The 26335-nt window shown below is 50.8% G+C and carries 26 protein-coding genes and 1 riboswitch; of the genes, 14 read left to right on the top strand and 12 right to left on the bottom strand.

Translation table 11 applies throughout. The features are described 5' to 3' along the window. The first annotated feature begins 862 nt into the window (after positions 1 to 862). The 8 genes from D6C13_RS04940 to D6C13_RS04905 all read left to right on the top strand — a co-directional run bounded on the left by D6C13_RS04940 (position 863) and on the right by D6C13_RS04905 (position 6002). Positions 863 to 1291 carry a hypothetical protein gene (locus tag D6C13_RS04940; protein WP_120131721.1) on the top strand — a complete coding sequence of 143 codons (429 nt, stop codon included), beginning with the start codon at positions 863 to 865 and terminating at the stop codon, positions 1289 to 1291. A gap of 19 nt (positions 1292 to 1310) precedes the next feature. Then, complete coding sequence (locus D6C13_RS04935) at positions 1311 to 1535, top strand: hypothetical protein (protein WP_120131720.1); 225 nt, start codon at positions 1311 to 1313, stop codon at positions 1533 to 1535. Further along, positions 1513 to 2397, top strand: coding sequence for a hypothetical protein (locus D6C13_RS04930; RefSeq protein WP_120131719.1), 885 nt, complete (start codon positions 1513 to 1515; stop codon positions 2395 to 2397). The genes D6C13_RS04935 and D6C13_RS04930 overlap by 23 nt, the downstream gene beginning before the upstream one ends. Further along, positions 2394 to 3044 carry a hypothetical protein gene (locus D6C13_RS04925; protein ID WP_120131718.1) on the top strand — a complete coding sequence of 217 codons (651 nt, stop codon included), beginning with the start codon at positions 2394 to 2396 and terminating at the stop codon, positions 3042 to 3044. Before D6C13_RS04930 ends, D6C13_RS04925 begins: the two co-directional genes overlap by 4 nt. 192 nt (positions 3045 to 3236) lie before the next feature. Continuing rightward, positions 3237 to 3599, top strand: coding sequence for a hypothetical protein (locus D6C13_RS04920; protein WP_120131717.1), 363 nt, complete (start codon positions 3237 to 3239; stop codon positions 3597 to 3599). A gap of 630 nt (positions 3600 to 4229) precedes the next feature. Further along, positions 4230 to 4574 carry a hypothetical protein gene (locus tag D6C13_RS04915; RefSeq protein WP_120131716.1) on the top strand — a complete coding sequence of 115 codons (345 nt, stop codon included), beginning with the start codon at positions 4230 to 4232 and terminating at the stop codon, positions 4572 to 4574. Positions 4575 to 4598: 24 nt separating this feature from the next. Next, entirely contained in the window at positions 4599 to 5636 is a 1038-nt protein-coding gene (locus D6C13_RS04910) for a major capsid protein (protein WP_120131715.1), read from the top strand. Between the two features lie 72 nt (positions 5637 to 5708). Further along, entirely contained in the window at positions 5709 to 6002 is a 294-nt protein-coding gene (locus tag D6C13_RS04905) for a hypothetical protein (protein ID WP_120131714.1), read from the top strand. 46 nt (positions 6003 to 6048) lie between these two features. On the opposite strand, the gene D6C13_RS04900 is transcribed toward D6C13_RS04905, so the two are convergent. Further along, entirely contained in the window at positions 6049 to 6756 is a 708-nt protein-coding gene (locus D6C13_RS04900; protein WP_120131713.1) for a DarT1-associated NADAR antitoxin family protein, read from the bottom strand. 11 nt (positions 6757 to 6767) lie between these two features. Then, entirely contained in the window at positions 6768 to 7391 is a 624-nt protein-coding gene (locus D6C13_RS04895; RefSeq protein WP_120131712.1) for a DarT ssDNA thymidine ADP-ribosyltransferase family protein, read from the bottom strand. Between the two features lie 489 nt (positions 7392 to 7880). Further along, positions 7881 to 7977: riboswitch (TPP riboswitch) on the top strand. A gap of 34 nt (positions 7978 to 8011) precedes the next feature. Here D6C13_RS04895 and thiM point away from each other — a divergent pair. Both thiM and thiD read left to right on the top strand, forming a co-directional pair. After that, a complete protein-coding gene (gene thiM, locus D6C13_RS04890; protein WP_120131711.1) occupies positions 8012 to 8821 on the top strand; it encodes a hydroxyethylthiazole kinase in 810 nt (269 codons plus the stop codon). Continuing rightward, positions 8818 to 9618 (top strand): bifunctional hydroxymethylpyrimidine kinase/phosphomethylpyrimidine kinase, encoded by an 801-nt coding sequence (gene thiD, locus D6C13_RS04885; RefSeq protein WP_120131710.1) that lies wholly within the window; start codon positions 8818 to 8820, stop codon positions 9616 to 9618. Before thiM ends, thiD begins: the two co-directional genes overlap by 4 nt. A gap of 7 nt (positions 9619 to 9625) precedes the next feature. Here the strand turns inward: thiD and D6C13_RS04880 are convergent, their stop codons facing one another. Beyond that, entirely contained in the window at positions 9626 to 10474 is an 849-nt protein-coding gene (locus D6C13_RS04880; protein WP_120131709.1) for a hypothetical protein, read from the bottom strand. 523 nt (positions 10475 to 10997) lie between these two features. Between D6C13_RS04880 and D6C13_RS04875 the strand changes: the two genes are divergently transcribed. Continuing rightward, positions 10998 to 11330 (top strand): hypothetical protein, encoded by a 333-nt coding sequence (locus D6C13_RS04875; RefSeq protein ID WP_147408168.1) that lies wholly within the window; start codon positions 10998 to 11000, stop codon positions 11328 to 11330. 48 nt (positions 11331 to 11378) lie between these two features. Continuing rightward, positions 11379 to 11573 carry a hypothetical protein gene (locus D6C13_RS04870; RefSeq protein WP_120131707.1) on the top strand — a complete coding sequence of 65 codons (195 nt, stop codon included), beginning with the start codon at positions 11379 to 11381 and terminating at the stop codon, positions 11571 to 11573. Positions 11574 to 11624: 51 nt separating this feature from the next. Here the strand turns inward: D6C13_RS04870 and D6C13_RS04865 are convergent, their stop codons facing one another. Together D6C13_RS04865 and D6C13_RS04860 are read right to left on the bottom strand one after the other, a co-directional pair. Beyond that, positions 11625 to 12311: a GntR family transcriptional regulator gene (locus D6C13_RS04865; RefSeq protein ID WP_120131706.1), complete on the bottom strand. Its 687-nt coding sequence runs from the start codon at positions 12309 to 12311 to the stop codon at positions 11625 to 11627. 80 nt (positions 12312 to 12391) lie between these two features. Further along, a complete protein-coding gene (locus tag D6C13_RS04860; protein ID WP_120131705.1) occupies positions 12392 to 13228 on the bottom strand; it encodes an AraC family transcriptional regulator in 837 nt (278 codons plus the stop codon). A gap of 272 nt (positions 13229 to 13500) precedes the next feature. On the opposite strand from D6C13_RS04860, the gene D6C13_RS04855 reads away from it, so the two are divergent. Both D6C13_RS04855 and D6C13_RS04850 read left to right on the top strand, forming a co-directional pair. Continuing rightward, on the top strand, positions 13501 to 14910 hold the full coding sequence (locus tag D6C13_RS04855) for an MFS transporter (protein ID WP_120131704.1): 1410 nt from the start codon (positions 13501 to 13503) through the stop codon (positions 14908 to 14910). 28 nt (positions 14911 to 14938) lie between these two features. After that, the gene (locus D6C13_RS04850; protein ID WP_120131703.1) at positions 14939 to 16915 is read left to right on the top strand and encodes a glycoside hydrolase family 127 protein; all 1977 of its coding nucleotides are present in this window, start codon (positions 14939 to 14941) and stop codon (positions 16913 to 16915) included. 62 nt (positions 16916 to 16977) lie between these two features. Here the strand turns inward: D6C13_RS04850 and D6C13_RS04845 are convergent, their stop codons facing one another. The 7 genes from D6C13_RS04845 to trhP all read right to left on the bottom strand — a co-directional run bounded on the left by D6C13_RS04845 (position 16978) and on the right by trhP (position 26293). Further along, complete coding sequence (locus tag D6C13_RS04845) at positions 16978 to 18267, bottom strand: MFS transporter (protein ID WP_120131702.1); 1290 nt, start codon at positions 18265 to 18267, stop codon at positions 16978 to 16980. Positions 18268 to 18387: 120 nt separating this feature from the next. Next, positions 18388 to 19401, bottom strand: a complete 1014-nt coding sequence (locus tag D6C13_RS04840) for a Zn-dependent oxidoreductase (RefSeq protein ID WP_120131701.1) — start codon at positions 19399 to 19401, stop codon at positions 18388 to 18390. Positions 19402 to 19411: 10 nt separating this feature from the next. Then, entirely contained in the window at positions 19412 to 20626 is a 1215-nt protein-coding gene (gene manD, locus D6C13_RS04835; protein WP_112288901.1) for a D-mannonate dehydratase ManD, read from the bottom strand. 189 nt (positions 20627 to 20815) lie between these two features. After that, a complete protein-coding gene (gene yiaK / locus D6C13_RS04830) occupies positions 20816 to 21829 on the bottom strand; it encodes a 3-dehydro-L-gulonate 2-dehydrogenase (protein WP_120131700.1) in 1014 nt (337 codons plus the stop codon). After that, entirely contained in the window at positions 21816 to 23378 is a 1563-nt protein-coding gene (locus D6C13_RS04825) for an MFS transporter (protein ID WP_120131699.1), read from the bottom strand. Before D6C13_RS04825 ends, yiaK begins: the two co-directional genes overlap by 14 nt. Positions 23379 to 23619: 241 nt before the next feature. Further along, positions 23620 to 24510 carry a lipid kinase YegS gene (yegS, locus tag D6C13_RS04820; RefSeq protein WP_120131698.1) on the bottom strand — a complete coding sequence of 297 codons (891 nt, stop codon included), beginning with the start codon at positions 24508 to 24510 and terminating at the stop codon, positions 23620 to 23622. Positions 24511 to 24907: 397 nt separating this feature from the next. After that, positions 24908 to 26293, bottom strand: coding sequence for a prephenate-dependent tRNA uridine(34) hydroxylase TrhP (gene trhP / locus D6C13_RS04815; protein ID WP_120131697.1), 1386 nt, complete (start codon positions 26291 to 26293; stop codon positions 24908 to 24910). Positions 26294 to 26335 lie beyond the last annotated feature (42 nt).

The raw sequence follows: 26335 nt of genomic DNA, 5'->3' as shown, positions 1-26335 counted from the left end.
TAGAATCTACCACTGAAGAAACTTCAGCGGTTATATATCCATTTCCTGGGATGTCTCCATATAGCGACCACTGAATAAAGGTGAGTGGTAAATTCGCTATTGCCACTGGATAAAAGTAAGTGGTAACCACTGAATAAAGTTCAGCATACTAAGATCAGTTTAATAGATTAGCAAAACCTTTGACTAGATCATTAAAACCTTATGCGGTCTTCCCTGGCCGTGAAGACCTTACATGTGAGGTCAACACCCACACATCGTTTTAGATCGCCATTGTGATGGCTCTTTCTTTCTAATCTTGTTCAGTCGCTACGCTCGACGCTTCGCGATATGCATCGCCCATGCAGTGTCCGGCTAATCTCTCCCTGACCGGGAGAGGCCAGCCACCTTTTGGGCAGCAAGGGCGACAGCCCGCGCAGTAATTTGGAAACACTGTCACGAGACCGTAGGTCGAGAGTCACGATGGGCGCGAGGGGGTGGGCCGGGCGAAAGTCTGGACTGATAAGCAAAGCCCATTAAGCAACATCCGTGCCAACTTTACCGTATTAACCACACCGCAGGCTTTGCAGGAAGGCCGTAGAGCGATTAAAACGCCTCACATAATACGATGGTAGCGGGTAGGAATCAGAACGCGTCAGATAGCGCTACAGAGCGTTTCTGCGTGGCGGGCTGGGATGTGGCATTTTTTGTCATTGACTCTTGACAATCGGTGTGCATATCAATATATTGACTGAATACATTACCTATATTTTTATAAAGTAAATGAGAAAACAAATTGACAAATTAACTCATATACTGTAAACTGTCTATTGTAGGTTTGGGATAGTCCCAGCCTTAATAACCATCACATGCATAGGGGAAATACATGGGGAAACCTGCACTGCTGGATTTTACCAGCGCAACCGCAAACGAGATCGTCGAGGCCATCGACGCTGGAATTACAACCGCTCAAAATTTACACGCATTCCGCTCCCGCATGGGGGGAGCCACTAAATCCGATAAACTCTACCCAGAGACCCGCAAGGCGCTGAACATCCTAAAGCGTCTGAAATCACAGAATCGCGGCGCTAAAAACATCAAAAAAATCCTCTCTCCATATAACGCCGAACTGGCGAAACAGCGTGACGTTCTGGACATCATCCAGCCCGTGCTCACCGCGTGGCGTCTGTTTTACGCGAAGCAGGGAATCGGGCTGATGAACGATCAGGTGTTAATCCTCAAAATGATCGAGGTGGCGGGCGAACTGGAGAAACTCACAGGCGAACCAGGCCCGGATATGGTGACGCCCGATTAAACCGAGGAGATAAACCGATATGGCATTGAGCATCAAACTACCTGAACACGTTTACGCCGGGCTGTTAGCCGAGGCGAAACGCAGGGGAACAACGGTTCCCGCTCTGACGCGTGAGGTGTTGGCAGCGGCTGCGAACCTGTTCGACAACGGCGGCACAATACATCAACTGACATCACACCGATTGACAATACCCGGCACGGGGAAACATGGAGAAAACAACAATGAGCGCAGCAGCAAAAACTAAAAATTACGACGTGGTTCCTACCGACGTTCGTCGGATGACAAAGCTCCACACCCCAGGCGGGGATATTAAATTCACTTCTCTGATGAAACTGATCTACTCGTACATCTGGACATTCCAGGGGAATAAGAACAGGGGCAATGATGATCCGATTCATACCAATACCGACGTTATCGCCTGGGAAATGGGTGTATCTGAAAAGGCGGTGATTGATGCGCTCAAAGCGCTGGATGCGGCACAGGTGGTGATAAAAAAGACTGTCAAAGTGAGGGGAAACGTCTACTCCAGCAATTACGTGGCGATCCCGCCTGCCTCAGTTGTTGCACTGGGTATCACCCCGTCGAAGCCTGGGAAACGGAAAGCGACCAAAAAACCCGATGAGAAACAGGGGAATGACAATGGTCATGAAGAGGCTACAGAGGTTACAGAACAGCAGACAGAACAGGCAGCAGCCACTGCTACACCATCCACTGATGCGCCCGCAGACACACCCGCTGTTCAGAGTGCTAACCTGGCCCCTGAGCCTGCCCCGGTTGTTGCTGGACAGCGCGATAGCGTGGCATGTAACGATGACCGCAGCAGCGATGATCGCACAGATGGTAATAATGCAGTGAGCCAGGAAGCGCAGGAATATGACCCGCCTTTTCCACCTGAGAAACCAGAGCCAGAGGAAACCGCAGGCCGGGTTATGGCCTCGTTGGATGATCTTCTCTGCTGGTTCGACCTTGGAAACGGCGAGGGCATGGACGAATACGGCGTAATGTGGGGTGTATCAGGCGATGACCTTGATAGTCTAATTGGTAAACATCTCAAAACCAGAGAAGCGGAAGCTGAAAAAAACTTTAAATTGCAGAGGGTAAATTGATTGAGAACCCCACGGCGCTGACCGCCACCCAGAACACAGACCAGAACAAACCAGCGTCACCAGGTGACGTTAACGAAGTTAACCCGCGTAAAGCGGGCTGCACCGAACCAGAACAAAAACCAGAACAACCAGCAAAGATCGACCTACCCGATTTGACCCGTCAGAGAAAATTGCGCAGCCGTACCGACTCCATAATCTCCACTGCTAAAAAAATGTTGGTGTCCGGTATCGGGCCAAACGAGGTTGCTTGCAGACTCAGGTTAGACCCGGCTGTAGTGCTCGACCTCTATAATAGCTCATGGAATCCGACCTGCCGGAAGGTGACTCCCGCCAATGCTTGGACATGCCAAAAACTGGCGCTCCAGTGTTTTGGGACAGGTGCTCCGCTCGCTGAAATTTGCCGGATCACAGATCGACCACTATTTTCTGTTATCAAGATGCTGACCGCTGAGGGCGTGAGTCTTTCCGTGTTGAGTCAATATCTGCCCGCAGAAACAGCTCCGCTGATGGTTGAATATCGTAAGACGCTGGCACGCCATGAGGCTTCACCGAAGCGTAGGCCGATCAAGATCAACCGGTTCGCCGCAGCCGCAGGGCAGACCCAGGCACGACAGCTACAGCCTGACATCCTCGGCACCGGGGAATAGTTTCCCTGTCCACGCCTACCGATGGCGTGTTACAGACAGGGGAATGCATCAAAGATGCACCGCTATAGCGGCCTCGGGGAATAACTCCAGCATTGAACCTCATAGACATTTTACCTTACCTGCCCATCATCTGGCTGGCGTTTCGCTGCGTCCTGGATGGGCTGGTTATCCTATTAAGGAATAAAAACAAAAATGAAAAACTTACTCAAAACCGTTCGCGATTCCATAGCCGCAGCCATGAACGGGCGCACCATCGAACAGATGGAAACCGAACAGCGGCAGGACGCTGTAAATGCCGCCGTTGATGACTACCTGACCCGCCACCCTGATTGGAAGCCGTCAACGAAGCCAGCGCCGAAAGCTGCGCCAGTGAGAGACAGCAAGCAGAAATCTAAACGCATCATGAAAAGCCTGGGTGTAGGAGCTGGAACCTTTACACCGCACATTGTGGATGAGGCGGCACTCGAACGTGCTCGTGCTAAATGTCGCCAATTAGTCGCCTCAGACCCAGACCGCTATTCGCATATCATCGAATCAGCACCGCTACGTGCCTGAGAGGGGGGAGTTACTTCCGGTGCACAAATAAACAAGTGTGTCAACATATTTGTTGTGCAATTTGACGATTCATGGTAAAATACTAACATAAGGTGATTAATGGATTCGAAAGAGTCTGCTGCGTACTACTGCCAATTGAGCGTAATTTAATCTCCTCTCAGGTGCTGGCTCCTGGATACCTTGCACGGGCCATCTTTGCTTCCCAGCGCCGCTATTCAATCCCAGCCCGTTTTTGCCGGGTTAGGAAAGCTAACGCCCCTAAAGGGCGCTGCAAAAGATAATCCTGCCGTGATGGGGTTTGCCAGCGGTCTAAAAACCGCACTACGTCCCTCTCCTCAGTGGGCCATCTTGCCATGATGCAAACTGGCATTGAGCGCGTCACGTTTGGGACTCCTTGCCCTTCAATGGATGTGCCGCCGCTCACCCTTTCCCAGATCAGAAAAACAAAAGATGCACATTCTCCTTGTCCTCCGGGGCGGTTGATACCGCCTTACTTTTTTCTGACCCAGTAAAGAGATGCCGTCCAATGGGACGGCATTTTTTCACCTGCACACCGTCAATAATGACGATATGGCCCAGAAGCCCACGGCTTACAGGCCAACCGAACAACAACTTTATGGAGTGACCTTTATGAAAATGGGCGAATCCCAACGCACCTTTAATGATGTCGTGACCTACCAGGCCGACGCTAATTTTGCAGTGAAAACAGTCAACATCCCAAACCTGGCCGTCGAAGTGCAGCCCGGTTCGGTCATTAAGGCCGACGGCACCGCATTTACCTCCGGCAATGATGCGTTACTGGTTCTAAGTCATCACCGCGCTGGCACATATGCAAACATCATCGTTGCTGACCGTGGCGTATACATCCGCCCGGAAACAGTGATCTCCGTTATGGGGGAGACGGTAGGCGCTGCTGCAATTGCTGCTCTGACTGCATCCGGCAATATCCGCGTAGCTCAGGCTGACGCTCAATAATTTTACCGATAAGGACATCACAACATGGCTCTTACAAAAGATTTTTCATACGTCGATTACAGTTCGACATTTGCGAACGTTCCGGCCCGCAACCGTATCTTAACCAACCTGAACATTTTCCAGCGTGACGTTACTGACCAGTTTAAAACCAGTCTGGACATCTTGAACGCTCAGGCTGACACCATCGCACCGGCAGCAAATCGATTTTCCAGCGAATGGGGAAGCACACCGAAGCCAAAAGCAGCTAATCATCTGATCGAGCTTCCTCTGTTCCCTACGCAGGATGTGATCACTGCTGCTGATGTGCAGCCGTACCGTAAGATTGGCTCTTCGCTACAGGCCAACGTCCTGGACGCTGTTACTGCTAAAAGCCTGGCTCACTATGAACGCTTTGCGGCAAGCCGTGAACGCATGTTTGCTGAAAGCCTGTTCCGCCATCGTGTCACCGATATGGAATACACCGCTGATGGCCCGATCCTGGATTGGTCAGAGGAATTTGGCTATGACCAGAGCACCGGAACCATCTACACGGGGGTTGCTGCTGATCCGTTAGAATCCCTGTCCGATGAGGTCAGCGCCATGAAGCGCCGCATGGGTGGCCTTGCTTCCCTGCTGAAAGGCATCTACCTGTTCGCGGGTTCCAACCTGTTCAAGAAGCTGCGCTTTAACCCCTCGGTTCGCCAGCTTGTACAGTATGGTGTGCTTGATCCTGATGGTCTGGTATTCAATAAAGAGATCAACCCGGCATTCAGCTATTACGTCCTGGATAACGTGACTGTAGTCGAGATGTCCGATACCGAATTCTACGGCATTGGTGCAGATCAGGGCTTCATGGTTCCGGTCTTCGAGAAGCCGTTGAGTGCTGATCAGGCATCACCATTTACTAACCTGGTCGGCCCAACAAGCCGCAACCTTGAGCTTGCCTTTGCTGGCGTGGTGGACTTCCGCATCTATAGCAGCACCGATGCGTATAAGAACATCACGCTTTCCAGTGAGTTCAGCCTGTTGCCGATTTGCTACCGACCGGATCTGGTGACCGCCATCACCAATGATGCTTCGTAATCAGGCGAGGTAATAGCCAAACGGTTTTGGGGGCCAATAGTGGCCCCTCCGTCATTCTGGAGAGGTAAATCTATGCAATTGAAGATTCTGGGAGTTGGGAATCGGCCCTTACTTTCCGCCCGCATTAAAAATCTGGATCTGGATGGCGATGCAGGGTTAATAAATTGGTCAGCCGTTTGCAGAAAGTTGGATGTGAAACGGAGTACGTTTCTAAGCAAAGTTGCCAGCGTTGGCCTTGAAGCTGCGATCCTGCATTACACTACACTCAAAAAGCAGCGGGATGTGCTCGCCACAATGCCAGAGAAAGATGCAGCCGCGTTTTTAGCAGCCTGCAACGCTAATATCAGCAACAACGCCACACATTAAGCCGGACGGGAAACCGCCCGGTTTTTTTGGGGGCTTCTCTTTTGTTTCAGAATCCAAAACCTGATTGGGTGGTTTCATCTTGGAGAGCATTGCTGATGGATGCACTTTTAATCGTTTCCAAGAAACTTTCCTTGGTTGCAATGGCTTCATCAAGAATGCCCTGTTTGAATAAGGATACGTAAAGTGCCGCAGAGTATGCTTGGCAATTGATCGAGCGCTCTGGGTTGAATTCGATATCAGTAAATGCTGAATATTCAATAATCTGCTCAGCAAGTTCTGTTCGTTTATTCAATGCACTAATGTAAAGCCAGTCGTAAAATGCTGTCCGTGGCTCCAGTTCCCATTCTTTACCGAAAAACTTAAATCCGGTCAGTCTGCCAGAGGTCAACAGACGTTTGTCTTTTTTGGCTTCGCGGGGAGTCATCTCAAACATGTCTATATAAGGTCCGCCACGCTGGAAGACTTTACTACCTTGAAATGCACATTCGATAGTTAACGTTCGCTGTTGTTTCAGAGTAGTGAACGAAAGATTAAAAGCGCTTAACGCAACGCCGAGAGTGTCACGGGACTTGCTGGAAATCTCAAGTATCTTGTCTACATTAGGCAGGCTTGTCTTTGCTGCTTCATGGAGCGAGTCAATTGATTTCTGCTTTTGTGAGACTGACATTCCCGGAAACCACGTGAAATCTACAAATTCGGTTTTAACGAAGTGTGTTTTTTCACCTGTCGGGATGTATACGGGTCTTTGTGCCATAAAATTAGCCTTTAACGGCGGTAAAAGAATCCACTATTAAACCCTTGCAAGTGGGATTCCTTGCCTTCTAAGAATCTCTCGTAAGTAGCCTTGATGTCAGGTTTGTTGAACACTCCACCAATGACGTATCGCGGCTCAATGATATCAAATACTAACACTTCAGCCTGCACATCTGTAGTGTGGCTGGGTTTTAAACTCATGGTTTGGCGGCTGTCAAACTCTTCGATTTCATCAAACATTCCTGCAAACGCTGCTGGTGATTGTAGGCTTGCCAATGATTGGCCGCTGATTTCTCTGGTTGCAGCATTACGCTTGCAAAATGCACAATTTTTTTCCCATAGCACAGCCGGTTGTATGCCAAGCACTACCCAGTTAGCTTGTGTGTCAGCTTGCCGACATTTAAAAAACATCAATGAATTTGGGAATGTAATTGACAGACAGGAGGCGGTGGTGCGTCCATCCCAGCGGAATGCATCATTGCTCAACACTGGTATTTGATATTGTCTCGACGTGGCTATAGGTATTATCCCACGTGACATGATGCCTTCTAAGTTCTCAACACGGGTAAAATGCAGAAGGCAGGCTATCTTACGTTCTTTCACTATTTGTTGGATTTGCTGAGTTCGTTGAATCATAACCAATCCTTCCTTTTTTCATCAATATATTTCCAAATATGTGAAAAAAAAGTGAGTTGGTTCGCATATGAGCCATTTAATATTACTTTTTGATTTCTATGTTAAAAGTGATTGTTTATTCGAATAATCGCGTTGTTATGAAAATTTTCACTAATTCAAGGTGTATTCGATAATCTCAACATTACCCGTCAGTTCCTTCATGCTTGCCCCTTGGCTGTAGGTATGGAATTACTGAGTTTGTCCATGCTTCATGGTCCGTAACCAATGAGACCTTGCAGCTATCGATACGAAAACAAATGAGCACAACCTCTGAAAATTAGGCTGGGGCTACCCGGCCTTTTTTGTATTTGGAGATTACCGTTATGAGTCACAATGTGGGCCACAAGCTGGGACACATTGTGTTTTTATGGGGTTGTGTCTTTGACTTCCCGCTGGCATTATCCTGATCAGGGATTAACGGGACGTTAATCGCAAGTAGTTGATTTTGATTTAAATGACTCGGGGTGCCCTTCTTTGTGAAGGCTGAGAAATACCCGTACCACCTGATCTGGATAATGCCAGCGTAGGGAAGTCAGGTATCTCTCCCGATACCGCCTTCCTGAGTGCCGGTGGGGAGACTTATGAATACCCGACCTATTATCATTCCCGGCGCGTTAGTCGCCACTTCTTTGCAACAATTCCGCCTTTCTGCACCGCTGGTTCACTGCCTGACCAACGACGTAGTGCAATCTTTTACCGCCAATGTCCTGCTTGCGCTGGGTGCGTCTCCGGCGATGGTGGTTGACTCCACCGAAGCCGCGCAGTTCAGTGCCATCGCCGATGCGTTACTGGTGAATGTAGGCACGCTGACACGCCCTCATGCTGATGCGATGCTGGCGGCCATTAACGCGGCGAATCAGGCTGGAAAACCCTGGGTGCTGGATCCGGTGGCTGTCGGTGGCCTGAGCTGGCGCACAGAATTTTGCCTTGAACTCATCAAACTCAAACCGGCTGCGATACGGGGCAACGCATCTGAAATTCTTGCGCTCAGCGGACTCAGTGCATCCGGTCGAGGTGTGGACAGCGGCGATGATTCCCTCTCAGCCTTACCCGCCGCACAGCAACTGGCGCGTAAAACCGGCGCGGTTGTTGCCGTCACCGGTGAAACGGATTACGTCACCGATGGTGAACACCGTTGGGCTGTAGCGGGCGGACATCCGATGATGACCCGCGTGGTGGGCACCGGATGCGCGCTGTCTGCCGTGGTTGCTGCTTTTGTGGTTTTACCGGGCGAGCGGCTGGATAACGTCGCCGCAGCCTGTCGCGTGATGTCCTGCGCCGGAGAACGCGCCTGTGAAGGGGCTAAAGGTCCGGGCAGCTTTACCCCACAATTCCTCGATAACTTGTATTTAATCAGCGAAGAATGGCTGAACGGGAAGGGGATGCAATGAAACGAGTCAATGCGCTGACGATTGCAGGCACCGACCCGAGCGGCGGAGCGGGGATCCAGGCAGATTTAAAAGCCTTTTCGGCGCTGGGTGCGTACGGCACCAGCGTGATCACCGCGCTGGTGGCGCAGAATACGCGTGGCGTGCAGTCGGTTTATAATATTGAGTCGGACTTTGTTTCGGCGCAGCTGGATAGCGTACTAAGCGACGTTCGTATCGACAGCGCGAAAATCGGCATGCTGGCAAACAGTCAGATTGTGCAAGTGGTTGCGCAGCGGCTCAGACATTATCAGTTGCCTTTTGTGGTGCTGGATACCGTTATGCTGGCGAAAAGTGGCGATCCGTTGTTACTGCCGGAAGCCGTGGATGCCGTGCGCCGTTTGCTGATCCCGCAGGTATCCATCATTACACCTAATCTGCCGGAAGCAGCTGCATTACTGGAATGCGCAGTAGCCACCAATGAAACCGAAATGCGCGAACAGGGAGAAGCGTTACTGGCGATGGGATGTGGTGCGGTGCTGATGAAGGGCGGCCATCTGAGCGATGAGGAGAGTCCGGACTGGTTGTTCATGTCCGGCTCGCGTGAGCGCTTTACCGCGCCGCGCGTACACACCCGCCATACTCATGGCACGGGATGTACGTTATCTGCGGCGCTGGCGGCTTTGCGGCCGCGTCTTCACAACTGGGCTGATACCGTGCGCGAAGCCAAGGAATATTTGCAGCAGGCGCTGATGCAGGCCGATTCTCTGGAAGTCGGCCACGGCATCGGGCCGGTCCATCACTTTCACCGCTGGTGGTAACAGCCGGTTAAGCGCGGCGCTGGGTATCGCTCAGCGCCTGTTCAGCCTGATGAAATTTCGCCAGAGCCTGTTGCAGATGCTCTGCATCAAACGGGTTCAGCGGATAGAATTTCTCTTCTTTACGCGGGCGCAGCATGATGCGGATTTTATTCGCTGAAACCCTTTCAAACAGATAACTGGCGATATCCTCGTTTTCTTCGTCTTTCCACGAAAGCAGTAATGCCGCATGCTCGCCACTGCGGCGGCCTATAAATTGTTCGTGCGACCACAGGCCTTCAAGTTCGCCGTCTTTTTGCAGCTTTTTACCGCTGAACCACGGTGATTCCGCCAGTGTCAACAGTGCCTGCGGTGAGATTTCCTGATGCAACTGACGCCACAACGGGCGGTTGTTGTCCATCTGCCAGCAGGCCAGGCCCAGATAGTCATTCAGTTCGCGCCAGTCGTTTTCCAGCCTTTCCCGTAATTCAGGATCCTGCACATGAATAAATTGTTGCAGGCCGGTCGCCTGTTCGCCCAGTTTGTTATAGGCAATGACGGTCATAGTACGGGGCCTGCGGCGGAAGGTCACCCACAGCAAAAATTTGGGAATGCGAAAGGTAATTGCCTGAACGGTAAGCTTGTAACGGTTGCCCCGGGATAACACCAGACCATTCGAAGTACCGCGTTTATCCTGATAATTTCTCACCACCACCACGCTGTTCAGGCCCATCCAGCCCATCACGTAATGTTCTTTTTCACTTTCAGCCACGTCCAGATCCCGGACGATTTGCGTGATTTTCTCGTTATCGAGTTGGGAGAGAGACAGTGACTGATCGGCACTGTAATAGCTTTTTTTAAGGGGGGCAGCAGCTGGCATAAAATTATCCACGGTGTTGATGTGGTTTACAGCTTACACCAAGTTGTCATACAGATTTTAGGGCTAACCCGCAAAATTTGCATATTGCGCGAACTGCCTGCGTCGTAAAGTTTTTCTGAAAGAGCCATGGGAATAATGAAATTTTTCGAGGTGTCTCGATAAAAATACTCTCCGGCATTGTGAATGTCTGCACGAAGATTATTCTTGCGAAATTATTTTTATGCGTAGGAATAAAATGGAATATATGACGTCACATGAAAATGTCATCAATGAGACTGTCGCAACAATGAATTCTGCTTTGATGCAATTAGATGTTCCTCTTATTGTAAGGGGTGTTCGTCGTAGTAATGTTATCTGGCAGTAACGTCGTGCCCGACGTAATTTATTGCAACCGGAAAAGAATTAGCTTAACTGGAAATGGTTATTTAATCAGTATCGTAAAAACAAACCGCAGGATTGGGGGGGGGCGCAGACTGCCTGCGTGTTTTGTCTAAACAACCCACAGCAGGAGCGCGCCGCTTTCTTGATGAAATCGCACAGGATTCTTACCGGTTTCTTGGAAATCAATGCACTGGAGAACTTCTATCGCAAGACAGAAGGACATCCATTAAAAAGAAACATGCTTTATTACAGCCTGTGTGTGATGGTTATTTATGCCGATGTTCTTGATGCAAATAAAGTGCTGGAAAAGGAAAAAGTAAGATTTATCATTAAAGATGTTGTCAATGATGATGTTATGAGGTTTTATATTTCCTCAGCTCCGCTATTTCCAGTTGCTGGAAAAATGGAATGTGAGTCTAATTACTTTCTGTTACGTGAATACATGACAAGTAAGTTAATTAACGGAAGAGCTTAGTAATGGTGATGTTTATTTTATGGTAAGTCTATTTGACAGGAGGATTAAATGGATTTGGATATGGATAAACTCAGTCACTTGTCACCACGTCAGATCGAGCTGGTGGAGCTGGTCGTCGGATTTCTGAGGTACTGTGATGAGAAACATAAAGATGATGTGAAAGATAATGAGATTGGCGGTGTGCTGAATGGGCCGCCAGAAGCTTTTTACCATCCACGTAAGTCGCGGAAAAAACAGCGCTAATCTGGGAATATTCCCGCGTTGGATGAAAGACAGAACGCGGGAAGTAATAATTTACTCTGCATCAAACCAGTCGCTGTTTTGCTCGGCAATAGGCGTGATGGTGGAAATCATTTCCTGTAAATGAATGCGTATAGCTTTTTCTGCGGCATCCGGGTCGCGGGCTTTTAGGCCGTCAAAGATGGCATAGTGCTGTGCAATCAGACTTTCCGGCGGTGACACTTTACTCAGCGTTAAAAAGCGCACGCGATCCATCGTCGCTTTAATATGCTCGACCGTTTCCCACGCCAGTTTGCAATCAATGATTTGTGCAATTGTGCGATGGAAATCATCATCGAGCAGCAGGAATTCCTGCGTCTGCTGGCTTTTTGCTGCCAGCGTCTGGCGTTCCAGATTATGTTCGAGCAGTGCCAGATCTTTATCTGTCGCAACCATTGCCGCACGGCGCACCACTGCAGTTTCAACGGCTTCACGAATGAACCGTCCGTCGGCTACCCGCTTGGAGGAAATCTTCATCACGTAGGTACCGCGCTGTGGTAAAACCTGAACCAGTCCGGCTTCAGCCAGTTTGATAAAGGCCTCGCGAACTGGCTGGCGGGACACGTTAAAACGGGTGGAAATTTCTTTTTCCGACAGAAATGCTCCCGGCGCAATGGCACAGGTGACGATGTCCTGACGCAAGGTGCGGTAAATCTGCTGATTAACCGGCACATTACTGAGAAATTCAAAGGCGTCTGTCATGGCAAAAGTTGTCTTTATAGTCGGGAAGCCATAATACTAACATGAGTTTTCTCAGGATCTTGAGATTGTTAGCGCAAGAATTACTGTGAATTGATATGTTCACGACAATACAGTTTTTTGTAGGCTGCGGGCGTGATCCCCAACAGTTTGCGAAATACCCGCCGGAAATACGCCACATCATTAAAGCCGGTCAGGCGCGCCACATCTGCAACGTTTCCGGTATTGGCCAGTAAAAGCTTTTCAGCCGCCGTTACCCGTTGCTTATGCAGCGCATCGGTCAGCGTCATCTGGAACGTCAGACGGAACACCCGCCCGAGATAATCTGCGTTGCAATGCAACCGTTGCGCCAGTTCCGTAGCCCCCAGAGGCAAGTGAAATTGTGTTGTGATCAGCTGTCGGGCTTTATACGCCAGCGCCACGCCGGGACCATCGGGTTCGACGTTTTCCGGCCATGCGCGGGAGACTTCCTGTAAAAGTAATATCAAAAACAACTCAAGGGAATTTCCGCCGCGCTCCTGCTCATATAAAAATAATCTGAACAAAGTCAGAATAGTCTCTCTGTCTTTGACTTTGCAATGCTGTGGAATATCCAGCTGTAAAGAGGGATTATTTGGCTGTGGTTTAATTATTGCAATATCTTTCACAAAATCAAAATGCAGCCAGTAAAATTTTAAGTCAGAATCGAAAGTGGTTATGCCTTTATGCTCACGTCCGGGAAATAATAATAAGCTTTCGCCTTCATGCAGATCAAAGCGCGTATTTTCTTCCTGTAACGAAAGCGTGCCGCAAACCACGTATATTAACTCATGCGAACTGAGTCTCCGGGTCGGATGTGTGCCAATCCCTCTCGAAATGAATAAGCCACCATTCTGAACTTTAACCGGATAGCTGACTGGAAAAGCAAGAGATTCAGACATGCTTCAGGCTCCTGACGGGGTGTTGAAGCCTGACAGTAGCACAGGAAGCATCAACAGCCAGCAACGTGCCGGGAGCTTTTGATCTGCTTCACAGAATAGAGTTTTAAGTCGGAATTATCCCGTTTAACTACTTTATCCTCCTCTTGTTGACGTGATGCCTGTGTGCCAGATTGGCAGCGTACCTTATTTATTCTTCGGGCTGATGTGAGTCATTATTCTTATTTACCCTGTTCCTGTTGCTTATTAATAACGATATACAAGCGAGGAAAAACATGTCAACGGATTCAATTAATACCGGCGCATCGCCGGTAACTGGTGAGGGCGGAATAGCTTCTGCCAATGCCAGACTTTCTGTGAGTGAGAAAATAGGTTACGGACTGGGTGATGCTGGTGGCACGATAATTACCTGCCTCATCACCAGTTTCCTGACATTTTTTTATACCGATGTTTTCGGTCTGACGCCGGCAATCGTCGGCACGCTGTTTATTTCCCTGCGCGTGATAGACGCGATTTCCGATCCTCTCATGGGCATTCTGGCTGACCGCACGCAAAGCCGCTGGGGGCGTTTTCGTCCGTGGCAATTGTGGATTGCGTTGCCGATTGGCGTGGTGGGTTTCCTGACGTTCACTGTTCCCGGTCTGAGTGGCGACGCCAAAATCGCCTACGCTTTTTTTACCTATTTTCTGCTGTCAGTATCTTATACGGCGATCAACGTGCCGTATTGCGCACTCATCAACACCATGACGACCGATCATCGCGAGGTTATTTCCTGCCAGTCCTGGCGCTTTGTGCTCTGTGGCGTAGCGGGATTCCTGGTTTCTGTCGGGCTGCCGTGGCTGGTTCAGGTGCTGGGTAAAGGCAATGCTGCCGTCGGGTATCAGCAGGGTGTAGGTTTGCTGTGCGCCGTTGCGGTGGTGATGTTTTTGTGGTGCTTTTTCACGGTACGGGAACGCCTGCCGCTGGCGCTGCTCGGGCAGTTCAGCGTTAAAGAGCACATCCGCGGGATGCTGAAAAACGATCAATTGCTGCTGGTATTGCTGATGTCTTTCCTGCTGATCAACGTGTTTAACCTGCGCGGTGGCGGCTACATGTATTTCATCACTTACGTGCTGAAAGGTGGCGCGGGTTACGCCTCACTGTTCTTCGGTATGGTCACGCTGGCATCGATTCTTGGCGCAGTGATCGTCAACCAGCTGACCAAATTTATCGACAGTGTGCGTTTGTACATGATCACTAATCTGGTGCTGGCGGTATTTTCTCTGCTGCTGTGGTTTGTTCCCACCGGCGAACAGCATCAGACGCTGTGGCTGGGCATCATCTTTGTTCACTGCGTGATCCTCGGTTTCACGCTGCCGCTGCACTTCTCCCTGATGGCCTTCGCCGACGATTACGGGCACTGGAAAAACGGTATCCGCTCCTCTGGCATGAACTTCGCCTTCAACCTGTTTTTCATCAAATTAGCCTGGGCATCGAGCGCCGGGATTATCAGCCTGGTGTTCATTCTGGTTTCGTATCAGGCCGGTGCACAACATCAGACTGCGGCGTCGCTGGGCGGGATCACCTTGCTGGAAACCCTGCTGCCTGCGGTGATGCATGTGCTGCTGGCGGGCACGCTGATGTTCTGCAAGCTCGATAACAAACTGCTGACGCGGATGTCGCATGATCTGGCCGTGAAGGTCTGAGAATTATTTTTTATATTCAGGAGGTTGTATGTCGTTTTCTCCGGTTGAGTCTTTAGAAGTACCGCTCGATAAAGTCAATATTTCTGATGCGTTCTGGCTGGAATATCAGCGGCTGGTTAAAGAAGTCGTTGTGCCTTATCAGTGGAAAGCCCTGAATGATGAGGTCGCAGATGCAGAACCGAGTCATGCTATTGAGAATTTCCGTATCGCCGCCGGGCAAAGTGAGGGGGAGTTTTACGGTATGGTCTTTCAGGACAGCGATGTGGCGAAGTGGCTGGAAGCTGTCGGATATTTGCTGGCAAAAACGCCGGATCCTGCGTTAGAGGAAACGGCGGATAAGGTGATCGAACTGGTGGGCGCGGTGCAGCAACCCGACGGCTATCTGAACACCTATTTCACCGTGAAAGAGCCGCAACAGCGATGGGCGAATCTGGCTGAATGTCACGAGCTTTACTGTGCAGGACATCTTATCGAAGCCGGTGTGGCTTATGCTCAGGCAACCGGGAAAACGCGTTTGCTGGAAATCGTCTGTAAGCTTGCCGATCACATCGCGGATGTCTTCGGACCGGGAGATCAACAGCTGCACGGCTATCCCGGTCATCCGGAAATTGAACTGGCGCTGATGCGTTTATACGAAGCCACCGGTGAAACCCGTTACCTCGAGCTGACCCGTTATTTTGTTGAGCCACGCGGCGCAGAGCCGCATTTCTACGATATTGAATATGAAAAACGGGGTAAAACATCGCACTGGAATACTTACGGTCCGGCGTGGATGGTCAAAGATAAAGCCTACAGTCAGGCGCATATGCCGGTTGCACTACAAACGACGGCCATCGGCCATGCGGTGCGCTTTGTGTATCTGTATGCCGGTGTCGCTCATCTGGCACGGTTGAGTCAGGATCAGGAAAAACGCGAAGTTTGCCAGCGGTTGTGGGAAAACATGACCCAGCGGCAGATGTACATTACCGGTTCAATCGGCTCACAAAGCAGCGGTGAAGCGTTTTCTTCGGATTACGATCTGCCAAATGACACGGCGTATACGGAAACCTGTGCCTCAATCGGGCTGATGATGTTTGCCAACCGCATGTTGCAGATGGACTCTGACAGTCGCTATGCCGATGTCATGGAGCGGGCGCTTTATAACACCGTGCTGGCCGGGATGGCGCTCGACGGTAAACATTTCTTTTACGTGAATCCGCTGGAAGTGCATCCGAAAAGTATTCCGTTCAATCATATTTATGACCACGTAAAACCGGTGCGTCAGCGCTGGTTCGGCTGTGCCTGCTGCCCGCCGAATATCGCGCGACTGCTGGCTTCGCTGGGACATTACATCTATACCCAGCGCCCTGACGGCGTGGACATCAACCTGTATATCGGCAGTGATGTGCAGGCGATGGTCAGCGGAAAACCGTTGCGGCTGAAACAGTCCGGCGGCTATCCGTGGACGGAACATGTGCTGATTGAAGTCGATACCGATGCACCGCTGGAAGCCACGCTGGGATTACGTTTACCCGACTGGTGCGCCAGCCCGCAGGTGACGTTTAATGGTAAACCGCTGGAATTGTCCGCTCTGACGCGCAACGGATATTTACGTCTGACGCACGACTGGCAGAAAGGCGATCGCATTGAAATGACATTACCGATGCCGGTGACGCGAGTGAAGGGTAATGCCCTGTTGCGACACGTTGCAGGAAAGGTGGCGATACAGCGCGGCCCGCTGGTGTATTGCCTTGAACAGGCCGACAACGGCAGTGAACTGCATAATGTGCGGCTGCCGCAGGATGCACAATTTCGCCTGATTTCGGGCAGCGGATTGTTTGTCGGTAAAACCTTGTTGCAGACGCAAGGCGAGCGCCGGTTATCGGTTCAGGCCGGTCAGAAACCGTTGTACAGTTTCAATCCGCCGCCAGAGGAAATGACACCGCAAACCATGACGTTTGTGCCTTACTTTACCTGGGCAAACCGCGGGGAAGGTGAAATGCGGGTGTGGGTGGATCAGATCTAAACCTGCTGATTCTGAATAAAAATCCGGCGTGAGAGCCGGATTTTTTCGTTGTATTCAGAATATCAGTTGTGAGACAGGGTTGTGGCTGGCGTGTGTTTGGGCGGTTTAATCACGAAGAACACCAGAATTGCGCCCAGCGCAGCAACGCCGCCAGCCAGAATAAAGGCGCTGTCGAAGCGACCGGTATTTTGTACGATGAAACCGGTCACGACCGGACCAATAATGCCCGACACACTGCCGACCAGATGGATAAACCCGCTGGTACCGCCGACGCGTGATTTATGTACCACGTCCTGAATAATTGCCCAGTAAATAGCACCGGTGGTGTACAGGAAGAAAATAGACACCGACATAAGAATGACCGCCGGAACGACGCTGGTCACGATCCCTGCAAGCGCGACACAAATTGCTGCGGCGAACAGGCTGACCACTAATATAATTTTACGCGACAGTAATAAGCGACCGGTGATATTGAAAATTTTATCGGAAATATACCCACCGAGTGCCAGTCCGACAAAGCCGACAATCCACGGAATAACGGTTGTCAGGCTCATTTCTTTAATATTCAGGCCATGCGCCTGCACCAGATAAGCCGGGAACCAGCTGAGGAAGAAGAATAAAATATAGTTATAACAGAAGAAGGCAAAGGCTGTGACCAGGATAATCGGCTGACGTAAATAATAGCCCAGACCGTGCGCGGCCTGCGCCAGATCTTCTTCTTCGCTGATATTTTCATTTTTCATCTGATCAACTAAACGTAACTCTTCCGGTGAAACACGTTTGCTTTTCAGCGGATTATCGGCGACGGTGAAGAACCACACCGCCATCCAGATAATCCCGATGCAAGCGATCACCATAAAGGCAGGCCGCCAGCCAAAGGAAATCGCCAGATACCCGACAATTGGTCCTGCGACAGCGCCGCCGAGAGGCGAACCGGCGCTGAGCAAGCCCATCGCGGTAGCCGCCTGTTTCTTCGGGAACCACCCGTTAATCATCTTATTTGCCGAGGCGCAAATCGGTCCTTCGGCCATACCGAATAATACCCGCAGGATTAACATGGAATAAAAGCCGGTCGCGATAGCGGTCATGCCGCAAAATACCGACCATAATCCGACGGCTAATCCCATTACCAGCGTCGGACCGAATTTATCCACTGCCAGTCCGCCGATAAAGTTAAATATCGCGTAACCGAAGAAGAAACTGCCAAATATCATGCCGAATTGTTCGGGGTTAATGGTCAGTTCTTTTTCTATCATCGGAACAGTAATCGACAGCGCCACGCGGTCGAGGTAATTGATCATGTAAACCAGGAACAGCAGGAATACGATAATCCAGCGTAAGTTCTTGAACATAGGTGCTCCACTTGTAGGTGTCGTTTTAATAGTGTTGCGTTTTTGTAGGTAGAATATGAGGTACTGCTGACGGGAGGATATTTAAAATCCTCCCGTTATTTTTTCAAAAATAGCCAAATATCAAAACGTCAGTAAAACCTTGCAGCAGGAACGCTGATCTTTCTCAAACAGCGTCAGGGCGGCTTCAACTTCACTGGCAGGCATCCAGTGCGTCACCAGTTTTTCGGGCGCGATTTTTCCTTGCTCCATCCATTCAATCACCTGCGGGAACCGGTGGCTGTTCAGTCGCGATGAAAACAGTGAAATTTCTTTGCTGGTAATACTTTGCTGTGTCACTGAACTTGGCTCACCGGAAAAGCCCATCATGCCGATGCGCGCCGCCGGTGAGGCCAGCAGAATGGCTTCCTGCAGAATGGCCGGATGGCAGGCGGCATCCACAATAAGCGTCGGGGATACCCCTTCGGCGGCCAGTTCATCAGCCACACTGCGCTCGCTGTTGTTGATTATCCAGTCTGCGCCGCTGGCCAGCGCCATCTGTAACCGTTCGTCGATGCGGTCGGCGACAATCACTTTCTGCACACCATACACGCCTTTCAGCACCTGAATCACGGTGAGCCCCATCGGGCCCGCACCGTAGATAAGCGCAGTGTCCTGCGGGACGGGTTTCAAAAAGGCAGTGATATTGGCGGCGATAGTAAACGGCTCGACCATACTGGCGAGTTTGTCCGGAATGGCGGCAGGGACCACGTAGGCGTTTTTCGCCGGTGCGCAGGCGTAATCACTGAACCCGCCATCACGGTGGACGCCGATCACCTGCAATTGGGCACACACGTTCGGGCGGCCAATGGAGCAGGGATAACAATGCCCGCAGCTGACCACCGGATCGACCACGACACGTTCGCCGATGCGTGATGCTTCTACGCCTTCACCCACGCTGTCAATGTGGCCGAAAAATTCATGGCCAATCACCCGCGGGTATTTCGCGAAGGGATTGTGGCCGTGATAGATATGCACATCGGACCCGCAGATACCGGCGTGACTGACCCGAACTCGTACTTCGCCGGCGGCAGGTACCGGCAAAGCACGTTGCTCGATGACTAATTTTCCGGGTTCTTGTATAACGACGCTGTTCATGTTTGTTCCCTCACCAGTTCCACAAAGTACCATCTTCCAGACGGGCTACCGGCAGATAGGCCGGTTCATACGGATATTTTGCTGCCAGTTTCTCGTCGAACTCGATACCCAGCCCAGGTTTCTCGCCCGGATGCATGTAGCCGTTATCGAACGTCCAGTTATGCGGGAAGACTTCCAGCATCTGCTCGGAATACCCCATGTATTCCTGCACGCCGAAGTTTGGCACCCACAGGTCAAAGTGCAGGGCGGCCGCCATGCAGATGGGGGAAAGGTCAGAAGGCCCGTGCGAGCCGGTACGCACCTGATACAGCGAAGCAAAATCGGCAATACGACGCATGCCAGTGATCCCGCCCGCGTGAGTGATCGTGGTGCGGATATAGTCGATCAGCTGTTCTTCGATCAGCTGTTTGCAATCCCAGATGCTGTTGAACACTTCGCCGACCGCAATTGGCGTCACCGTGTGCTGGCGGATCAAACGGAAGCTTTCCTGATTCTCAGCCGGTGTCGGATCTTCCATCCAGAACAGACGATATTCTTCGATGCTTTTGCCAAAACGCGCCGCTTCAATTGGCGTCAGGCGGTGGTGCATGTCATGCAGAAGATGTTCATCGAAACCGAATTTATTACGCACGGCTTCGAAGAGTTTTGGCGTGAAGTCGAGATATTTTTCGGTCGACCACAATTGCTCTTCCGGCCAGTTACCTTTCGTTGCCGGTTCGTAGGCCAGGCCTTTTCCTTTCGCCATGCCGTACGTTGTTTTCATGCCCGGCACGCCGCATTGCGCGCGGATAGCCTTGAACCCGAGCTCTTTGTGTTTGGCGTAATCGTCGAGCACTTCATCAATAGAATGGCCGGTTGTGTGGCAGTAAACCATCACGCCGGTGCGAGATGCGCCGCCAAGCAGCTGGTACAGCGGCATATTAGCGGCTTTAGCCTTGATGTCCCACAGCGCCATATCGACGGCAGAAATGGCCGACATAGTGACCGGCCCGCGACGCCAGTAAGCGCCCTTATAGAAGAACTGCCAGATGTCTTCAATCTGATGCGCGTCGCGGCCAATCAGCTGCGGGCAAACGTGATCTTTGAGGTAGGAGGCGACCGGTAATTCGCGGCCATTCAGCGTGGCATCCCCGATGCCGGTCAGCCCGCTGTCAGTGGTGATTTTCAACGTAACAAAGTTGCGCCCCGGGCAGGTGACAAAGACTTCAGCATTCACGATTTTCATCGGTTACGACCTTTTGCAGTAAAAGTAGGATGCATTTTCTTTGGTTATAAATACGCCATATGCGAACTACCATACAAGTATGTAAATCGTTTTTTGCTGGGAAGGATCACACTTTGTCTGCAGGAATTTTCCGGGGGGAAAACGAAAACGCCTGTCAGTGACAGGCGGGCTTTGAGGAGGGGGGGAGGTTTATTCTGCGAGCCGCATCACTTCATCCCACACCGTTTCATCCACCGGGATGCCGAGCCGGCGGTTTTGCTCGCGGTTGGCAGCAGCGGTTTGCCCCGGATAACGGACGTCGCGGCTGTTTTCGGCAGGTTCGGACTGATTCACATAGTCCGCGACGCTGTCAGCCATGCGTTCGGTGAATTCGGCACCGCCCAGCTGCGATGGATCAAATACCATAAAAATCTGGCTGGCGCCGGTGCAGCTGCCTTCGCCAATTTTGTCGATCTCATTGGTGGGTGAACCAGCGGATAACAGTGCAGCCATGGCGTCGAGCACAATCGCCAGTCCGGAACCTTTCCAGTAGCCGGTGGGTAAAATGCGCATGGAGGTTTCGATCGGGCCCGGATCGTCCGTGAGATTGCCGTCTCTATCGTAGCCACCGGGGAACGGCAGTTTTTCGTTTTTCAGCCGCGTAACCTGTAATTTGCCGTAGGAATACTGCGACATCGCCATGTCCAGCACGATCGGACCTTTGTGTCTTGGCACCGCCATCACAAACGGGTTATTGCCGATGCGGGTGTTTTTTCCGCCCCAGGCGGGCATGCAGGATTCCGTATTGGTCCAGCAAATCGCCGCCATGCCCTGTTGTGCCGCGTGCCAGCCATAACTGCCGCCGCGCATCCAGTGACTGCTGTTTTTCAGCGCCACAATCCCCACACCGTATTCCTTCGCCATCTCTGCCGCTTTTTCGACGGCAAACAGAGCATTGGTGATGCCAATTCCACGGTGGCCGTTGTAGATGGCGATAGCGCCGAGAGATTTTTCCAGCTCCGGTTTAGCGTGAATATCTATCCAGCCCTTATGAACATAATCGACAAAACGCGCCACCCGGTTCAGGCCATGTGATGCAATACCGTCGCAGCTCGATTCAGTATGGATGCGCGCGCAAGTTCGCGCGTCGCCTTCATCAAGTCCCGCTTTTTGCAGGGCGCGCTGGATGGTCTGTTGCATCAGGCTGAATTCAATTCTTTGCATGGTCGGCTCCGGTTGAAAGTTCGGTGGAATTCAGAGGAAGATTATCTTCGGTCTGACTAAGAATATTGTTATCGCCCCATAATTTTTCATAAGGCCAGCCGGTAAGCTGCTCGGTGACGAGGCGCGTTTCCGGCGTGACGTCATATTTGCTGCCACCGGCTTTCAGGCGTTCGATTTCATTTACCAGCAGGGCATGATTATGGCGGGTGAGGCGGAATTTCATGGAGCTGTATAAGCCCACCAGCAGGAAAACAACCGAACCCGCGCCAAAGACCAAGGTTATCCCATATACCGCTTCGGCGGGTTGTGAACTGCTTTTCGGGGTGAATCCGTAGTGTTGCAATAATAATCCGACGCCAAATAATGCGACCGCCTGAACGGCTTTGCGCACGAAGGTCATGACACCGGCAAAAATTCCTTCGCGTCGTTTACCTGTCAGCATTTCATCCACATCAGGAATAAAACTGTAAATATTCCAGCAAACATAGCTGGTACCGGAACGTCCCACGCCCATGAGAATAACCGACAGATAAATAAGCGACATATTTAACGGTAATTGCAGCAGGTGTATGGATAAAAATAACCCGACACTGGCCAGCATAAATAATTGTGCAATGCGATATGACGCGCCATTGCCTAATTTCATGCACAGGAAAATAAACAGCGCCACGCAGACGAACTGCACCAGCGTCATTAATGTCATGGCATTAGAAGCCGTCACGGCATTCTGGCCGAGAACAAAAATAATATAATAAGCCAGCACTGCGCCCAGGACGTCGAGCGCGACATAACCGCCCAGATACATCCCGACATGCTGGCGGAAAGTGCGCACTTTCATGGTCGAGACCAGTGACCTGAACAGATGCTTCATATCGCGGCGAAAAGATAACTTCGGCGCCGCCTCATCCACCGGAATTGGTCGTTCCCAGGTGTAGAAGTAAAGCATCAGGATCACCACGGCAAACAGAACGCCGAAAATCACGCCCATAATCAGGAAAGAGGATGAGGAATCATCACCGAGATAAGCAATGATCCGTCCCGGTAACCAGGCAGCTAATATCGCGGCACCGGTTGAGAAAAACATTCTGACGCCGGTCAGTTTAGTGCGCATTTTAAAGCTGGATGTCATTTCCGCTGCGAGCGTTTCATAGGGCACAATGGCCAGCGTATAAGCGGCATAAAATAAAATATACGTAAACAGGTAGTACCAGAATCCCATGCCGCTGACCCACATAATAATGTAGGTCACCATAATCAGCGGAGCACCAAATAAGAAGAAGAAACCGCGACGGCCATATTTCTTACCGAGAGGATTGCGGTAAAAATTATCCGTGACATATCCCATCAGCGGATCAAAAAAAGCGTCCAGCAAACGCGCGGTGGCAATAACGGCACCGGCCTCTGCAGGGCTTAATCCGGCATAGGTGGTATAGAAAAACATAATCCACAGACCTAATACCGCAAAACATCCGCCGCCGAAGAAATCTCCTCCGCCGTAGGCGAGCATATTTTTCACCGATATCGGTCTTTCTTTATGATGATTAATCATACTACCCCTGCATTCCGTCACCGGATTAATAAGAGTCGTCAAAAGAAATGTGTCGTTTGTGCCCGCCAAAATTCATAAAGGAATTATTCAGCGACATCGGCAAAGTAAAATTAGGTAATGCGCAACTACCATACAAGTATGTGAATGAAGTTTTAGCGGAGAAGATCACAAAAATAAGGGTAGGTTTGCTCTGTACTGTAAGTCAGATCACAGTACAGAGAATGAACAGCAGAGGAGGGGGTTAGCCTAAAAGTTCGCAGTGAGGAGGCAATCGGCACTGAATAGCAGAAGGAAGAACTTCAATTCTGAACTGTTTTCCGGTCAGCGGTTCGCCGTCGAGATTGAACGTCATATCGTGCGGCGCGGTGATTTCCAGCCAGGGCAGGCTGGCGGAAATAATGTTTTTGTTCTCTTCGTTATTGAGCAAACTGCGCAGGAATGAGGGCAGCAACTCCTCTGACGTCAGTAGCCGCAATTGCAGCAACCCGTCGTTAATCAGCGCATCCGGACAAATTTGTTGCCCACCACCGGCCTGACGGCCATTGCCGATTCCGATGACCAGCGCGTCGCCTTCCCAGCGAAAATCCGGGCCGGTAATTTCACAGCGGTCAGCTTTCAATGTATCCAGGCGCAAAAGCCCGTGGATGAAATAGGACACACCACCGAGTGCGGCCTTGAGTTTTTCCGGCGTTTCGGTGGTGATACGCGTGCCGAAACCGCCGGTTGCCATGTTGATAAAGAAATGCTGGTTATTCACGTTGGCCAGATCGATATCCACCGCACGGCCTTTCACTGCCAGTTGTAACGCCTGTTCCGGTTGCAGGGGAATATTGCAGGCTGTGGCGAAATCATTGGCGGTGCCCAGCGGCACGATGCCGAGCACGGGACGCTGCTGGCCTGCGTATTGTGCCAGCGCACCCGCCACTTCATTGATGGTGCCGTCTCCCCCCCCGGCAATCACGGTTTCACAGCCCAGTTCGATGGCTTCTTCCACATACCGTGCGGCGTCTCCGTACTCCCAGGTGACGCGCACATAGAGATTTTCACCCTCTTTACGTAGCGCACCGATGGCTATCCGCAGCTCTTCATTGCCTGCGCCTTTTCCATTTAAAATCAGCATTGCTGTGGTCATGTACGCTCCTTTTATCTACGTCTGCCCACAATAGATGATAGGGGCGGTATTTGGCTATCGGATTAATCAGCGAAAATTTGACTTTGGAGTTAAATAATTGCAATGACATTATTAAAAAGCACGTTTGTTTTTCAGAAACGTATTTATTAAAAAAACAGAACGCCACGTTATTAATGAGAGTAATCGAAAGTTTTAAGTTGAATAAGAGAATTTTTAGTTAAATGAAGAGTGAGATGAATACAAAAGAAAAGCCAGCTCAAGGGAGATTGAGCTGGCCAAGGAGGTGGTTCCTGGTATAGTCCGGTGCTTTATTTTGCATTCGAAGTAAATTGCGAATGCATATTAGCGAGCCCGGTCAGAAATAGATGTGATCGAATTCTTGTTTTCGACCAAAACCTTATTTCGAATGCGGATTACGGGTATCCGTTTCTTCCAGATTGCGCAACAGAATGGCGAATTCCAGATTCACGTCTTCCGGCAATGCAACATACACCATGTGGCCGTTACCCGGCGCGACGTCAGTTGGCTGGCCTTTCTTATTGCGCAGCGCTTCCAGTTTGAACTGGACGTTACCTTGCGGCGTCATCATTTCCACACTGTCACCGACGCTGAATTTATTCTTCACATCGATTTCAGCCCAGCCATCCATCCGGTTTCCCGTGAACTCGCCGACAAATTGCTGACGGTCACTGACGGAGAAACCATATTCGTAGTTCTGTTGTGCGTCATGAGTATGGCGACGCAGGAAACCTTCGGTATATCCGCGATGTGCCAGACCTTCAAGGGTGGAAAGCAGCGTCGGGTCGAAAGGCTTGCCGGCGACGGCATCGTCGATGGCCCGGCGATAAACCTGTGCGGTACGCGCGCAATAATAGAAGGATTTCGTACGCCCTTCGATTTTCAGTGAATGCACGCCCATTTTTGTCAGAGTTTCCACATGCTGAATGGCGCGCAGGTCTTTGGAATTCATAATATAAGTGCCGTGTTCATCCTCAAAAGCACTCATGTATTCGCCGGGGCGCATGGCTTCTTCGAGCATAAACACTTTATCTGTCGGCTGACCGATACCTAATGTGGGTTCTGCGGCTTCCACCTGCTGAACCGGGATCGGTTCGTACTGATGCACGATATTACCGATGGCGTCTTCTTTGCCTTCCTGCACTTTATATTCCCAGCGACAGGCATTGGTACAGGTTCCCTGATTCGGGTCACGTTTATTGATGTAGCCGGAAAGCAGGCAGCGACCGGAATAGGCCATACACAGCGCACCGTGAACGAAGATTTCGATTTCCATGTCCGGCACCTGCGCGCGGATCTCGGCGATCTCTTCCAGTGACAACTCGCGCGATAAAATCACACGCGTCAGCCCCATTTGTTTCCAGAATTTTACCGTCGCCCAGTTCACGGCGTTAGCCTGCACCGAAAGATGAATATCCATCTTCGGGAACGCTTCGCGCACCATCATGATTAGACCCGGATCGGACATGATCAGGGCATCGGGCCCCATGTCGATAACCGGCTGAAGGTCACGGATGAACGTTTTCAGCTTGGCGTTATGCGGTGCGATGTTTACCACCACATAGAATTTTTTCCCCAGAGCATGGGCTTCGTTAATGCCGATCTCCAGATTCTGGTGGTTAAATTCGTTATTACGTACACGCAGGCTGTAACGCGGCTGACCGGCATAAACCGCGTCAGCACCATACGCGAAAGCGTAACGCATGTTTTTCAGGGAGCCGGCGGGGGAAAGCAGTTCCGGAACAAAAGAATCGGGGGTAAACATAGTCAATCTCAGTCTGATCACAAGTCAGGGCCGTCCCGGATG

It is taken from the genome of Rahnella woolbedingensis, assembly GCF_003602095.1.
GTDB lineage: Bacteria > Pseudomonadota > Gammaproteobacteria > Enterobacterales > Enterobacteriaceae > Rahnella > Rahnella woolbedingensis.
The sequence above is the reverse complement of the archived record's forward strand: the minus strand, read 5'-3'. Positions and strand labels throughout refer to the sequence as shown.

Bases quoted from the DNA above. Each gene is read 5' to 3' on its own strand.
- manD (WP_112288901.1), bottom strand. From the start codon at position 20,626: ATGAAAATCGTGAATGCTGAAGTCTTTGTCACCTGCCCGGGGCGCAAC.
- D6C13_RS04870 (WP_120131707.1), top strand. From the start codon at position 11,379: ATGGATTTGGATATGGATAAACTCAGTCACTTGTCACCACGTCAGATC.
- D6C13_RS04930 (WP_120131719.1), top strand. From the start codon at position 1,513: ATGAGCGCAGCAGCAAAAACTAAAAATTACGACGTGGTTCCTACCGAC.
- yegS (WP_120131698.1), bottom strand. From the start codon at position 24,510: ATGACCACAGCAATGCTGATTTTAAATGGAAAAGGCGCAGGCAATGAA.
- D6C13_RS04825 (WP_120131699.1), bottom strand. From the start codon at position 23,378: ATGATTAATCATCATAAAGAAAGACCGATATCGGTGAAAAATATGCTC.
- D6C13_RS04910 (WP_120131715.1), top strand. From the start codon at position 4,599: ATGGCTCTTACAAAAGATTTTTCATACGTCGATTACAGTTCGACATTT.
- thiD (WP_120131710.1), top strand. From the start codon at position 8,818: ATGAAACGAGTCAATGCGCTGACGATTGCAGGCACCGACCCGAGCGGC.
- D6C13_RS04900 (WP_120131713.1), bottom strand. From the start codon at position 6,756: ATGGCACAAAGACCCGTATACATCCCGACAGGTGAAAAAACACACTTC.
- trhP (WP_120131697.1), bottom strand. From the start codon at position 26,293: ATGTTTACCCCCGATTCTTTTGTTCCGGAACTGCTTTCCCCCGCCGGC.
- D6C13_RS04860 (WP_120131705.1), bottom strand. From the start codon at position 13,228: ATGTCTGAATCTCTTGCTTTTCCAGTCAGCTATCCGGTTAAAGTTCAG.
- D6C13_RS04850 (WP_120131703.1), top strand. From the start codon at position 14,939: ATGTCGTTTTCTCCGGTTGAGTCTTTAGAAGTACCGCTCGATAAAGTC.
- D6C13_RS04895 (WP_120131712.1), bottom strand. From the start codon at position 7,391: ATGATTCAACGAACTCAGCAAATCCAACAAATAGTGAAAGAACGTAAG.
- D6C13_RS04880 (WP_120131709.1), bottom strand. From the start codon at position 10,474: ATGCCAGCTGCTGCCCCCCTTAAAAAAAGCTATTACAGTGCCGATCAG.
- D6C13_RS04845 (WP_120131702.1), bottom strand. From the start codon at position 18,267: ATGTTCAAGAACTTACGCTGGATTATCGTATTCCTGCTGTTCCTGGTT.
- D6C13_RS04920 (WP_120131717.1), top strand. From the start codon at position 3,237: ATGAAAAACTTACTCAAAACCGTTCGCGATTCCATAGCCGCAGCCATG.
- D6C13_RS04915 (WP_120131716.1), top strand. From the start codon at position 4,230: ATGAAAATGGGCGAATCCCAACGCACCTTTAATGATGTCGTGACCTAC.
- D6C13_RS04865 (WP_120131706.1), bottom strand. From the start codon at position 12,311: ATGACAGACGCCTTTGAATTTCTCAGTAATGTGCCGGTTAATCAGCAG.
- D6C13_RS04905 (WP_120131714.1), top strand. From the start codon at position 5,709: ATGCAATTGAAGATTCTGGGAGTTGGGAATCGGCCCTTACTTTCCGCC.
- thiM (WP_120131711.1), top strand. From the start codon at position 8,012: ATGAATACCCGACCTATTATCATTCCCGGCGCGTTAGTCGCCACTTCT.
- D6C13_RS04940 (WP_120131721.1), top strand. From the start codon at position 863: ATGGGGAAACCTGCACTGCTGGATTTTACCAGCGCAACCGCAAACGAG.
- D6C13_RS04855 (WP_120131704.1), top strand. From the start codon at position 13,501: ATGTCAACGGATTCAATTAATACCGGCGCATCGCCGGTAACTGGTGAG.
- D6C13_RS04935 (WP_120131720.1), top strand. From the start codon at position 1,311: ATGGCATTGAGCATCAAACTACCTGAACACGTTTACGCCGGGCTGTTA.
- D6C13_RS04840 (WP_120131701.1), bottom strand. From the start codon at position 19,401: ATGAACAGCGTCGTTATACAAGAACCCGGAAAATTAGTCATCGAGCAA.
- yiaK (WP_120131700.1), bottom strand. From the start codon at position 21,829: ATGCAAAGAATTGAATTCAGCCTGATGCAACAGACCATCCAGCGCGCC.